Origin of the sequence: Marivirga aurantiaca, from assembly GCF_016679925.1 — a bacterium.
In the GTDB taxonomy this organism is placed as follows: Bacteria; Bacteroidota; Bacteroidia; order Cytophagales; family Cyclobacteriaceae; genus Marivirga; species Marivirga aurantiaca.
This window is the reverse complement of sequence record NZ_JAEQBW010000003.1, coordinates 81,794-94,927: the sequence shown is the minus strand read 5'-3', so window position 1 is coordinate 94,927 and position 13,134 is coordinate 81,794. Positions and strand designations below refer to the sequence as shown.

General features: G+C 38.3%; 9 protein-coding genes. 7 read left to right on the top strand and 2 right to left on the bottom strand.

What is annotated here, in order from left to right:
* Nucleotides 1–114: 114 nt before the first annotated feature.
* Both JKA74_RS08400 and JKA74_RS08395 read right to left on the bottom strand, forming a co-directional pair.
* Entirely contained in the window at nt 115–393 is a 279-nt protein-coding gene (locus JKA74_RS08400) for a Txe/YoeB family addiction module toxin (protein ID WP_201430737.1), read from the bottom strand.
* Nucleotides 390–641, bottom strand: a complete 252-nt coding sequence (locus JKA74_RS08395) for a type II toxin-antitoxin system Phd/YefM family antitoxin (RefSeq protein ID WP_236587623.1) — start codon at nt 639–641, stop codon at nt 390–392. Before JKA74_RS08395 ends, JKA74_RS08400 begins: the two co-directional genes overlap by 4 nt.
* Before the next feature lie 376 nt (nt 642–1,017).
* Here JKA74_RS08395 and JKA74_RS08390 point away from each other — a divergent pair, with 376 nt between their 5' ends.
* The 7 genes from JKA74_RS08390 to JKA74_RS08360 all read left to right on the top strand — a co-directional run bounded on the left by JKA74_RS08390 (nt 1,018) and on the right by JKA74_RS08360 (nt 13,129).
* A complete protein-coding gene (locus JKA74_RS08390; protein ID WP_201430735.1) occupies nt 1,018–2,859 on the top strand; it encodes a 7TM diverse intracellular signaling domain-containing protein in 1,842 nt (613 codons plus the stop codon).
* A 263-nt stretch (nt 2,860–3,122) separates the two neighbouring features.
* Nucleotides 3,123–6,095, top strand: coding sequence for a SusC/RagA family TonB-linked outer membrane protein (locus tag JKA74_RS08385; RefSeq protein ID WP_201430734.1), 2,973 nt, complete (start codon nt 3,123–3,125; stop codon nt 6,093–6,095).
* A 9-nt stretch (nt 6,096–6,104) separates the two neighbouring features.
* A complete protein-coding gene (locus JKA74_RS08380) occupies nt 6,105–7,580 on the top strand; it encodes a RagB/SusD family nutrient uptake outer membrane protein (protein WP_201430733.1) in 1,476 nt (491 codons plus the stop codon).
* 36 nt (nt 7,581–7,616) lie between these two features.
* On the top strand, nt 7,617–8,927 hold the full coding sequence (locus tag JKA74_RS08375) for an Ig-like domain-containing protein (protein WP_201430732.1): 1,311 nt from the start codon (nt 7,617–7,619) through the stop codon (nt 8,925–8,927).
* A gap of 67 nt (nt 8,928–8,994) precedes the next feature.
* Nucleotides 8,995–10,968 carry a glucoamylase family protein gene (locus tag JKA74_RS08370; RefSeq protein WP_201430731.1) on the top strand — a complete coding sequence of 658 codons (1,974 nt, stop codon included), beginning with the start codon at nt 8,995–8,997 and terminating at the stop codon, nt 10,966–10,968.
* Nucleotides 10,969–10,977: 9 nt separating this feature from the next.
* Nucleotides 10,978–12,354, top strand: coding sequence for a glucoamylase family protein (locus tag JKA74_RS08365; RefSeq protein WP_201430730.1), 1,377 nt, complete (start codon nt 10,978–10,980; stop codon nt 12,352–12,354).
* The gene (locus JKA74_RS08360; protein ID WP_201430729.1) at nt 12,344–13,129 is read left to right on the top strand and encodes a carboxylesterase family protein; all 786 of its coding nucleotides are present in this window, start codon (nt 12,344–12,346) and stop codon (nt 13,127–13,129) included. The genes JKA74_RS08365 and JKA74_RS08360 overlap by 11 nt, the downstream gene beginning before the upstream one ends.
* The last annotated feature ends 5 nt before the right edge of the window (nt 13,130–13,134 follow it).

Here is a 13,134-nt window from a genome sequence, read left to right as displayed (position 1 = left end):
TTTGATTTAAATACAATTAGCATGCTCACGTAGAATTTGTATTTTCCGGACTGCCACCTTGCCAATGTACCACAGGTACACCGTTTTTAAGCAGTAAACCTTTTGAAAGGAGAATTATTTATCTCCGTAATGAGACCATGCACTCAACACATAGACTGTAACGATTTCTTCTTTGATAGAATAAACTAATCTGTCCTTTTTATTAATTCTGCGAGAGTATAAGCCAGCTAAATCATGTTTTAACCTTTCAGGCTGACCAGTACCCTTGGTAGGATGTTCTAATAATTCATTAAGTAGTTTTTCTATCTTTTTGAGTGTAGACTTATCCCCTGATTTCTTATGCTTTTCAATGTCTGCTAAAGCTGTTTTAGAAAACTCTAAAGTATAACTCATAAACCCAATAAATCACTAACTTCCTTAGAAGTGGATATTCGGCTAACTTCACCTTTTTGCACTTCCAAAATACTCTGCTTGATCTTATCAACCATTTCAGCGTTGAAGTACATATCATTCTCACTTATTGGAGTTAAAGCATATGCTTTGTCTTTTGCTCTTTGAACAATAACATGCTCGCCTTTATCTACTTTCTCAAAGTATTTTTTCTGGTTCTGTCTAAATTCTCTACTGCTTATCACTAACATAATTTTATTGTTTTTGTGTACCAACATGGTACAAATATATTGAATATAACGCAAACTTCATAAGATTAGTTTATCACCCCAACATATGGAATTTATCCCCTACTACTTTCAGTCCTTCCCCACTATTTACAAATAGGCTTCTGTGCTGAAGATGCGCCTGTGACTTGTCAAATACTGCACTTCCTTTTGCGACTTGTCCTATAGAAAGTTAAATCTGTAAACTGTTTTTATAACGAGTCAGACCACTAACCTTTTAATTTTGAAGCCGCACCATACCATAATTCCTTGAACTGCACAAATACTTATCAGCTACTAACTACCATTTTTAACTATATTTAAGCTATTTTGAAAAGATAATGCTATAAATGAAGTTTTAATGCTGTTTTCCTTATTCTTTTACTCTTTATTCTTCTTTCAGCAACCCGTTCTTGAAATCCCCAGGGAACAGGCCGAAACTATATTGAGTATCAATGAATTGTATTATTTTAAAGATACTACCAATCAATTGACTTTTGAGGAAATAAGTAAAGAGTCCTTTCAAAACAAATTTCACTTATCCCCCAATTTTAAACCGGATGATTACAATAGAAAATCAGCGTATTGGGTAAAATTGAATTTTACTTTACCCCCGGAAAACGGCAATTATGTATTGGAATTCTACGACCAAACCATTGATTCCATTGATGCACATATAAGTAAAGACGGGCAAAATTTTGAGATGATTAAATTAGGTGATGCCTACCCTTTTAGCGACAAAAACCTGAAACACAAGAATTTTGATATTTTATTGGACGGAGGAACTGAATATACAAGCTATTTCCGCATCAAAAACTCTCAATATGCCGATATTAGAATCGCCATTAAAAAGATAGACAGATTCATCCATTACAGCCTAAGTGAATACTTCATTTATGGTCTTTTTTATGGTATGATCCTCATTATATCACTCCACAACATCCTTATCTTCTTGGCCATTCAGGAAAAGAAATACCTCTATTACACAATGTATATCCTAAGTGTAGGACTCTATGCCATGTGCATTGATGGAATAGCGTACCAGTACTTATGGCCTGATCAGCCGGAATGGAACCAGAAAGCTTACGGAGTAGCACTTTTCTCCATTATTTTCTGGTCGGTTATTTTTTCTGAAACATTTCTCAACACAAAGAAGCGCTCTCCAAAACTTCACAAAATAATTCATGCTGTACTTATACTTCGCATAATATTATTTCTAATAGCCATTTTCTTCGATAACTCCCTTTTCAGGTTACGAAATATTGAAATCATCCCTTTATCCCTCATTTTTATTGCCGGTATAGTGGTATGGATCAGGGGATATAAACCTGCCAGGTTTTTCGTGTTGGCTTATGGCTTTTTATTCCTGGGGTTCCTATTGAAAGCATTGGTTATGCAATCCATTATTCCATTCAATATACTTACCTATTACAGTCTTCATCTTTGTTTTATACTGGAAATGCTCTTCCTAACCTTCGCTTTATCTGACAGGGTACGTATTTTGAAATCTAACCGGGATCGCGCACTCAAAAGGATTGTTTCCCAACATGAGCAGAATGCCATCATTATAAAAAGAATTAACAAAGAGTTGGAAAGAAAAGTAGAAGAAAGAACAGAGGATTTAAAAGTTAAGAACCAACTATTGGAAGACACCAATTTAAAAATCAGTCAACAGTCGCAGGAAATAGCTGAAATAAATTCCATGCTTGACCTGGACAATTGGCGGCTAAAGAACAATCTGAAGAAGGTTCAGAAAGAAAGGCTACTAAAGAAAAATCTCTCTTATGAAGAATTTCTGGAGATCTTTAAAAGCAAGGAATGGTGCCTCAATATTCTGGCAGCTTTTAAATGGAAAAACGGATATCTTTGCCAGAAATGTAATAATGAAAAGTATATAGAAGATGCAAGCAGCTCGGCCAGGAGATGTACCAAGTGTGGATACAATGAAAGCCCTACATCATCCACCATTTTTAAAGGGACAAAATTCCCATTGCCCAAGGCTTTTTACATCGTTTATTCTCACCTCAATGAAGATAATTACACCCTCGATGAAATGGCGCTTATATTGCAAATGAGGAGAAATACAGTGTGGCAATTCAAGCAAAAAATTGAACAGGAAATTTCCAAAAATGGCAAAGCTAATCTCAACGCCTTACTTTACTTCGGATACGAAAGGTCTATTAACTACATCGAATTTCAATAAAATTATAATTATTTCAATAATCATAATTGCACTATAAAATGTTTTTTTTCCATGACAATGGAAAGATAAATGATCCTTATACGCTATAAAACCATAAAAACAATTGTTTTTTAAGCGTCAAAAATCAGCAAATAATTTACAATTATAAGAAGTATAAATTGAATATTTTAAAGTTAATTGTTTTGATATTATAAATAGTTTACCCTAAATTCATTGAAAGAATCTAGTCTTGAACCATTCTTCAATCGTATAGAGTAATTAATATGAAACAATTAATACTACTTTTTGCTAGTACACTTCTCTTAGTGTCATTTAGCTACGGACAGCAAAGCATTTCCGGTACAGTAACTGCAACCGAAGGAAATCAAACAATGCCTTTACCTGGAGTATCCATTCAAATTGTGGGGACTTCCGAAGGTACAGTTACCAATCTTGATGGACAGTACACCTTAGAAGCCGCAGAAAATGCACAATTGAGATTTTCCTTTATTGGCTATAAAACGCAAATTATTGAAGTAAATGGCCGAACCGAAATAAATATCCAAATGATAGAGGATATCGAATCGCTTTCAGAAGTGGTTGTGGTAGGTTATGGCACTATAAGGAAGAGTGATTTAACCGGCTCTGTGAGTTCTATTAAAGGAGATGAGTTAAGAACAATGCCAACAGTAAATCCGGTTGATGCCCTGCAAGGAAAGGTAGCCGGTGTGCAAATCACCAATTCCTCCGGAGCTCCCGGAAGTTCCCCTACTGTCCGGATCAGAGGCGTGGGAACATCAGGAGATCCTTCTCCCATTTATGTGGTAGATGGTGTCATACTAAATGATATCTCTTTCTTAAACTCAAGGGATATTGAATCAATGGAGATTTTAAAAGATGCCTCTGCCCTGGCAATTTATGGTAACAGAGGTGCAAACGGAGTAATTATTGTCACAACAAAATTAGGTAAAAAAGGAGAAGCGGCTTCAATTTCTGTAAATTCAGAATACGGAATACAAGTACAACAAAACAGAATTGATGTATTAAACGGAAGGCAATTTGCAGAAGTAGTCAACGCAATTAGTCCGGGCACTTACAATAACCTTGATGTTCTACCTGATACGGATTGGCAGGAATTAATATTTGAGGTGGCTCCTGTTCAAAACCATCAGCTATCAATTTCAGGAGCTTCTGAAACCAATCAATATTTCTTCTCTGTTGGATATTTTGATCAGTCCGGCACAATTCCTGAATCAAGGTATCAAAGGATTAGCTTAAAACTGAATGATAAATATTCTCCTAAATCCTACCTCTCATTAGGAACTAACTTAACAGTTGCTCCTTTCCAAAGAAATAACTCCATCAATAATGCACCTTTTAATGCCTACAGGGCCTGGCCTATTATTGAGCCCCGAAATGAAAGCGGGGGTTTTAACGAAGTACCTAATGTAGGGAATATATTAGCAGATTTTCATTACAATACTGATAACGTTACTAAAGGAGTCACCACCGTTGGTCAGGTTTATGGAGAGGTGAATTTCCTGGATGGTTTTCAGTTGAAATCAAGTTTAGGAGTTGAATTATTTCTGGAAGAAAACGAATCTTTTGTCCCGGTATATGCTGTAGGGCAATCTCAACAACAGAATCCTGAAAGTCGCTTCTCAAAAAACAACTTCAGACGTGCCTCAGTAATTTGGGAAAACACCTTAAACTATGACAAGAAAATAGGTGAAAGCCAGATTAATGCCGTTGTAGGCTATACCGTTCAGGAAGTTTCAAATGAAAGTTTTAATATAACTGCCAGGAACTTAATAAGGGACGGGAAAGATTTCCGATATATTAATCCGGGAAATATTGATCCGGCAACCGTTGAAAACGGAATAAGAGACATTAATGATTTTTACAATCAAATTTCTTATTTAGCACGTTTTAATTACTCCTACAAAAGTAAATACATTGCTACCTTAACCTACCGAAGAGATGGTTCTTCTAAATTCTTAGGAGATAATAGGTATGGTGATTTTCCCGCTGTTGGTCTAGGGTGGAATATCATCAATGAAGATTTTATTGCTTTCCCTGAAGTAATGACCAACATCAAATTAAGAGGTAGTTGGGGTCAGGTTGGAAATGATAAAATAGATTATCTAGCTGCTTACAATGTGGTAGGTAATAACCTGAATGGAGTATTTGGCTCCCCCGAGCAATTATATTTTGGTCAGTCGGATGCGGGCTTTGGCAATCCAAATTTACGCTGGGAAATTGTGGAGCAATATAATGTGGGTTTAGAGCTTGGCTTTTATCAGGAAAGGTTAACAGCCGAACTGGATTATTATAATCGAGATACAGATGGGGTTTTAATTGACCTGGCAGTGCCTGGTTATTTAGGCAATGGAACAGGCCTTGTATTTTATAATGCTGGAAAAGTACGCAACAGAGGTTTTGAGTTCAATATCAATTGGCAGGATGAAATTGGAGATTTTACTTACAATATCGGCATAAACGGAGCTACCTTAAAAAACGAAGTACTTGAGGTAAGTGGTGTAGAGGGTTCAGATGAATTATTAGGAAGCGTAAATAACAATGTTGTTTCCAGGACAGTAGCAGGTCTTGCTATTGGCTCATTCTATGGCTATAAAGTTGAAGGAGTATTTCAGAACGCAGATCAAATTGCCAACACTCCTACTTTTGCAGGAACGCAGCCGGGGGACCTCATCTTTGCAGATGTAAACGATGACGGGGTATTAAACGGAGATGACCGCACCTTTATAGGCTCTCCAATTCCTGACTTTAACTATGGAATTAGCTTAGGAGGAACCTATAAAAATATAGGCCTTAACATACTACTTCAGGGTCAGGAAGGAAATGAGATTCTGAATTATAAAGAAACTGTAAGACCTGACAGATACAATTTTGAAGCCCATGTTTATGATTACTGGAGAGGCGAAGGAACAAGTAATACAGAACCTCGCCCAACAGATGGAGGCAATAATTATAGAATTTCTTCTCATTATATTCAGGACGGAAGTTTCCTGCGTCTAAGAACAGTCACTTTATCATACAATTTCCCTCAAACTTTAATGGAAAATATGGGCATCAATACAGCCAGGGTATACCTGAGAGGTAATAATGTTTTTACACTTACTGACTTTACAGGTTATAGCCCGGAAGTACCGGGCGGCACCCTAATTAATGGAGTGGATCAAGGTACTTATCCGGTTTCCAGTGTTTATAGTGTAGGAGTCAATTTAACTTTTTAATAAATAATCATGCTTAAGAATAAGATCCTGACAGTTATAATAGCTTCAACTTTCCTCTTTTCATGTAAAGAGGAGTTCCTGGAAAAATCTCCACAGGATAAAGTTACGCAAGAAAATTTCCCATCTAATCCGGCTGATGCTTTAGCCGCCACCAATGCGGCTTATGAAGTATTAAGACATGGAACATATCATAGAGGTTTTTATCCTATTGATGATATCATGTCTGATGACGCTTTGAAAGGAAGTAGCCCAGGGGATTTAGTGGCTGATCTACAACCTTTTGATGTTTTCGATCATAATGTCACCAATCCTTTTGTACTCAACTGGTGGAGGACACTTTATACAGGGGTCAGAAGGACAAACGTAGTAATCGACAGGGTACCCGCAGTAGAAATGGATGAAGAATTAAAGAATAGGTATATAGGCGAAGCCAGATTTCTTAGGGCGCTTTATTATTCAGATTTGGCCAGAGGATACGGAGGGGTTCCACTTGTCAAGGAATCTGAAATCAGAACTGATTTCACCAGAGCAAGCCTCACACAAACATATGATTTTATTGAAGCTGACTTAAGACAAGCAATTGAGGTTCTTCCTGAAAAATCTGACTATGCTACTGATGATTTAGGCAGAGCTACAAAAGGTGCCGCCAAAGCTTTACTGGCAAGAGTTTACCTATACCAACAAGCTTACGATAGTGCTGCATTGTTTGCCGAAGAAGTAATCAATTCCCAGCAATATGAACTGGAAGCTACTTTTGAAAGTGCCTTCAGGGAAGAAACTGAGTTTGGGCTGGAGTCTGTATTTGAAGTAGGGGGAATTGGTGTACAAGGTGGAATAGCTGCCGGTAACAATGAATATACTTCAGGACAGGGTGTAAGAGGAACACCCAACCGGGGAATTGGAGCCAACAGGCCTTCCATGGATTTAATCGAATCATTTGAAGAAGACGACCCACGAATGCAGGCAACTGTCATTTTTGTGGGTGAAGTACTGGATGGAATAGAAATTATTGGTGATTCTCAAACACCGGACACAACTGCTAATGGACAAGTAGAAACCTACAATCAAAAAATATGGGTTCCCGGAACTACTCCATTTTCCAATACAGCGCATAACAGGCGGCTCATAAGATATGCAGAAGTATTATTGATAGCAGCGGAGGCACTCAACAGAAATAGTCAAACTCCTCAGGCTTTAATATACCTCAATGAGGTACGTGAAAGAGCCAGGGAAGGTGATACTTCTATTTTGCCCGATATCACAGAAACCAATCCCGATCTTTTGGAAGATTTAATATTAGGGGAGAGAAGGCATGAACTCGCAATGGAAGGCCATCGGTTCTGGGATTTAGTAAGAACCGACAGGGCAGATGAAGTATTAGGGCCTCATGGATTTCAAACCAATAAACATGAGCTATTACCCATACCACAATCAGAAAGAGATATAACCAATGGATTACTTGAACAAAACCCAAATTGGAATTAAAAATTAAATGTAAACTTAAATTGAATGACTATGGAAATGATGAAGAAAACAAAGTACCTGATGGGTGCATTTTTGTTAAGTGCCCTGGTTTTTGCAGGCTGTGATAATGATGATGAGGGCAGCGCCCCGGAATTAACTGTGGAAGCAATTACTGCCACAGGAACGAGCCTCGATACAGGTGAGGAAACCACTAAAGATTTAAATGCTGCAACATCTGCAACGGATGTACCACCTGATGCAGTCTTTGAAATTACGTTCAATAAAGAAGTAGATGCATCAACGGCAACCGCTTCAAATATTACTATAACAAGTGATGGAGCTGCTTCTACTACCAATGTGAGTGCCGATGGATCTGTAATTACAGTGACTCCTACTGAAGAATTGATTCAGGGAACCGACTACACACTAACGATTACTTCAGGCATAGCAGGAAGCGATGGAGGTGCATTTACTAACACCACAAGAACTTTTAAAACGGCTGGCAGATTACCTGTAGAAGCTCCTCAGTCTAACACACAAGTAGCTTACTGGAAGTTTGATGGGGATGCATCAGACGAAATGGATAATTATGAAGATGGAACTGAAGTAGAAATAGATTATCAGACAGACCGTTTTGGTACAATTGCAAGTACTGCCTATTTTAATGGAGATGCAAGTATTATTGAAGTGCCAAATGCGGCATCTTTAATGAATGATACTGATGATTTTACAGTTAGCTTCTGGGCGAAAACCGAAACAGAAAATCATGTGAATGAAAATGGAGATCCTACAGGAATGTTTGTATTTGGATTAGGCGCTCATTATGGAATTCAATATGAGATATTTGATTCTTATGATGGTTCTAAATTTGCTATTAGTTATGAAACTGAGGATGGGACTACCGTTGGAGAAGATATGTGGTTTCCTAGCGAAGCAACAGATAACACCAATGGTGGATGGCAAGGTTGGGACTATGCAAAGAGCCTAAGTCCTGAACAAATGCAAAATATTATCAAGGACACGTGGTATAATGTAATATATAGCTATGATGCTACAGAAAAGAAAGGCTCACTATATTTCAATGGTGAATTAATGAAAAGCTTTGATTTCGATTTATGGCCTGAAGAAGATGTTAAAACTTCAGTTAAAGGAGTAACTTATAGAGGACAAGCTCCAGAAGTAGTTGATGAATTAGCTTTTGGGTTTGTTCAATCAAGAGCTGGAACTCTTTGGGACGCAGAACCATGGGGGGGATATGACATTCCAACATCAAAGCATTTTAAAGGATGGTTAGATGATTTCAGGATCTTCCATACTGCTTATTCAGCAGAAGATGTAACCAATCTCTACAATGCCGAAAAACCATAATTGTTTAGTTGTTTCATAAAGGTGGGCAGAGGTCGTAAAAAGCCTCTGCTTTTTTTACTTTTCAAATATGCATGTATTCAGATACTTATTGCTTTTCTTCCTTCTCTTGCTTTTCTCTTGTAGCGATGACAATGCTATTGAAGAAGAAAAAGGCTTATTGCAATTACAAAGTGTGAGAATTGGCACAATGGATTTGATCCAAAACCAAACGCTGGAGGATGCTCCTGTTGATAAAGGATTAATCATTTCATTTTCTGAAACTTTAAACAAAGAAACAACAGAAACCAACATCACAATCAGTAATACTGAAGGTATAGAAGTACCATTAACCTTTCATTATTTGGATGAAGATAAAACGGTTTCAGCAATTCCGGAATCAGATTTTGAGCATAACACAAGCTATACTGTCCAAATCGGCACCATACAATCTATAGTGGGGAACGAATTTCCAGGGGCTGAATTTACTTTTAAAACCATAGAAGGCTCTTTCCTACTTGAAGAAGCTACCATTAATGGTAAAGAACTTAAAACATCGGCAAGAATTACCAACATTCCTCTTGCTCCTCAAATTACTCTCACCTTTTCCGATGAACTAAACCCTGAAAACAATTTCGAGGATTTTATTTCCATTACTAACAAAGGCACTAAACTATCCTTAGGGTTTACCATTGAAAATGACAAAACATTGCAGATCACATCAGATGAAGAAGCACGTGATTTAGCAAAATACACGCTTACCATTTCATCCAATCTTAAAAGCATCAATAATTTCAAATTTGATGGCTTTACCAAAGAATTTTACACCCAATTAGATTCCACCTTCAAATTCCCTGAAATTAATGATGAAGAATTACTTACAAAAGTACAACAGCAGACTTTCAAGTATTTCTGGGATTTTGCTCACCCTAATAGTGGCTTGGCTCGAGAAAGAAATACTTCCGGAGATTTAGTGACCATTGGCGGCTCAGGATTTGGCATAATGACTATTTTAGTAGGTATTCACCGTAATTTCATCACCCGCCAGCAAGGCGTGGAGCGACTAGCTAAAATCACCAATTTCCTTAGCCAGGCGGACAGGTTCCACGGAGTGTGGCCCCACTGGATGAATGGCAATACAGGAGAAACCATTGCTTTCAGCGAAAAAGACAATGGCGCTGATCTGGTTGAATCTGCCTTTATGATTCAAGGGCTTTTAACTGCAAGGGCTTTTCTTGATGAAAGTATTCCTGAAGAAGCTGCCATCATCAATGTCATCACTACTTTATGGCAGGAAGTGGAATGGAGTTGGTTCACCAAAGGAGGTGAAAATGTTTTGTACTGGCACTGGTCGCCTGATTATGGCTGGGAAATGAATCATACCATCAGGGGATGGAATGAAAGTTTAATTGTGTATACATTAGCGGCCTCCTCTCCCACTTATCCCATTTCCAAAGAAGTATATGAGCAGGGTTGGGCTCAAAATGGTAACATCATGAATGGCAACCAATCTTATGGCATCACTAAGCCACTGGGGTCAGACAGAGGCGGACCATTATTCTTTGCCCATTACTCTTTCATGGGCATGGATCCCCGCAATCTTCAGGATCAATACGCTAATTATTGGGAGCAGAATGTAGCCCATAGTCAAATCAACAGGGCCTACGTAATTGACAACCCCTTGAATTATGTGGGATATAGCGAAGATGTCTGGGGGTTGACTGCCAGCGATAATCATGAAGGCTATAGTGCGCATTCTCCTTATAATGATTTAGGGGTAATTACACCAACAGCCGCCTTATCTTCCATTCCTTATACTCCGGAAGCTTCAATGGATGCCATCAAACATTTTTATTATTTAATGGGAGATCGACTTTGGGGAGAATATGGATTTTATGATGCCTTTAATATTACGGCCGATTGGTATGCCAATTCTTATTTGGCTATAGATCAGGGGCCAATTATCATCATGATAGAAAACCACAGAACAGGTTTTATTTGGGATTTATATATGTCAGATCCGGAGGTGCAAGCCGGCTTAACAAAACTTGGATTTACTTATTAAAATAAACTTATGAAGCAATTATTCACATTTATTAGTATTATTTTTCTGTTCAGCTATTGTTCTCCTGCAGACAATAAACAAACTGAAAAAGAAAATGAATCGTCTGAAACAATCGTAAGTGAGGATTCACTCTTGAACCTTGTACAGTACCAGACTTTCCAGTACTTCTGGGAGGGCGCTGAGCCTAATTCGGGGCTGGCAAGGGAACGTTTCCATGAGGACGGGAACTATCCTTCAAATGACAAACATATTGTCACCACGGGTGGAACAGGTTTCGGTTTGATGGCTATTCTTGTGGGCATAGAAAGAAATTTTATCACCCGAGAGGAAGCCTTGAACAGATATGAGAAAATGGTCAGTTTTTTAGAGAAAGCAGATCGTTTCCACGGTGCTTATCCTCACTGGCTCAATGGTGAAACCGCTAAAGTAAAAGCCTTCAGCGAGAAAGATAATGGTGGAGATTTGGTTGAAACAGCATTTCTTATTCAGGGATTGCTTACTGTAAGGCAGTATTTTGAAGAAGGAAATGAGCGGGAAAAAGAATTAGCAGCAAGAATTACAAAGATTTGGGAAGAAGTAGAGTGGAGTTGGTATACAAAAGCTGGCGACCCTGCCTCCACAGTAGACAGAAATGTTCTCTATTGGCATTGGTCGCCTGATTATGGGTGGGAAATGAATTTTCCCGTGGGTGGTTACAATGAATGTCTGATCATGTATGTGTTGGCAGCCTCCTCTCCTACTTTCCCCATTAATGCTTCTGCCTATCATGAAGGCTGGGCCAGAAATGGAGAGATTGCCAACGATACTACTTTTTATGACTTACCCACTGTTTTGGATCATTATGAACATGATAATAAGCCGGTTGGGCCGTTATTCTGGGCCCATTATTCCTACCTTGGCCTTAATCCGAAAGGCCTGAAAGATCAATATGGAGATTATTGGGAATTAAATAAAAACCATGCTTTGATTAATTACAGACATGCCGTTACCAATCCTTATGATTTTGAAGGTTATGGGGAAAACTGCTGGGGGCTTACCTCGAGTTATTCAATAAATGGCTATGCAGGACATAACCCTACTGACGATTTAGGTGTAATCAGCCCGACAGCTGCTCTTTCTTCTTTCCCATACACCCCGGAAGAAAGTATGCAATTCCTGAAGTTCATGTATCAACCTGCTCAAGATAGTCTGATTGGCAACTATGGCCCTTATGATGCTTTTTCATTCGAGCATGACTGGTATGTACCGCACTATTTAGCAATAGACCAGGGTCCTATACCTGTCATGATAGAAAATTATCGCACAGGATTGATTTGGGATTTATTTATGACTGCACCGGAAGTAAAGACAGGATTGGACAAACTAGGTTTTACTTATGAGAACTAAACTATATTTCAGCTGTTTTTACTTACTTTTTCCGGTGTTTTTGTTAGCTCAAAACAAAGAAGAATTCAAACATGAAATATTTCTGAATGGAGAGGACACCCTCCACCACAGAATACTTTACCCTAAAGATTTTAACGCTTCAAAGCAGTACCCATTATTACTTTTTATGCATGGTGCCGGAGAAAGAGGGAATGACAATAAAAAGCAACTGGCACATGGTGCCAACTTGTTTCTGAATGAAAAGAACAGAGAAAACTTCCCTGCCATTGTCATATTTCCTCAGTGCCCTAAAGATGATTATTGGGCAAAGGTAGAAGTAGACAGATCTAATCAAGGTAATACTTTTAATTTCGACTATGATGGAGAACCTAATAAAGCACTTAGTTTAGTCATCAACCTATTAGATTCCATGCTTGAAAAAGATTTTGTCAATCAAAAGAGAATCTATCTCGGAGGCCTTTCAATGGGCGGAATGGCTACATTCGAACTCCTCTATCGCAAACCTGATACTTTTGCAGCTGCTTTCCCAATTTGTGGTGGAGGTGACCCTGAAACAGTTGACACCTATGCCAAAAACGTTGACCTATGGGTTTTCCATGGAGCAAAGGATAATGTTGTTAACCCTGCCTATTCCAAAGAAATGGTAGAAGCCCTGAAAGCAAAAAATGCCAACGTAAGATTCACCTTGTACCCCCATGCTGACCACAATAGTTGGGACCTCGCATTTGCTGAACCGGAATTATTATCCTGGCTATTTTCCAAGACTAAAAATTAAATTAA

Coding starts and splice junctions, on each gene's coding strand:
- JKA74_RS08385 (WP_201430734.1), top strand. CDS start 3,123: ATGAAACAATTAATACTACTTTTTGCTAGTACACTTCTCTTAGTGTCA.
- JKA74_RS08370 (WP_201430731.1), top strand. CDS start 8,995: ATGCATGTATTCAGATACTTATTGCTTTTCTTCCTTCTCTTGCTTTTC.
- JKA74_RS08360 (WP_201430729.1), top strand. CDS start 12,344: ATGAGAACTAAACTATATTTCAGCTGTTTTTACTTACTTTTTCCGGTG.
- JKA74_RS08380 (WP_201430733.1), top strand. CDS start 6,105: ATGCTTAAGAATAAGATCCTGACAGTTATAATAGCTTCAACTTTCCTC.
- JKA74_RS08375 (WP_201430732.1), top strand. CDS start 7,617: ATGATGAAGAAAACAAAGTACCTGATGGGTGCATTTTTGTTAAGTGCC.
- JKA74_RS08400 (WP_201430737.1), bottom strand. CDS start 393: ATGAGTTATACTTTAGAGTTTTCTAAAACAGCTTTAGCAGACATTGAA.
- JKA74_RS08395 (WP_236587623.1), bottom strand. CDS start 641: ATGTTAGTGATAAGCAGTAGAGAATTTAGACAGAACCAGAAAAAATAC.
- JKA74_RS08390 (WP_201430735.1), top strand. CDS start 1,018: ATGCTGTTTTCCTTATTCTTTTACTCTTTATTCTTCTTTCAGCAACCC.
- JKA74_RS08365 (WP_201430730.1), top strand. CDS start 10,978: ATGAAGCAATTATTCACATTTATTAGTATTATTTTTCTGTTCAGCTAT.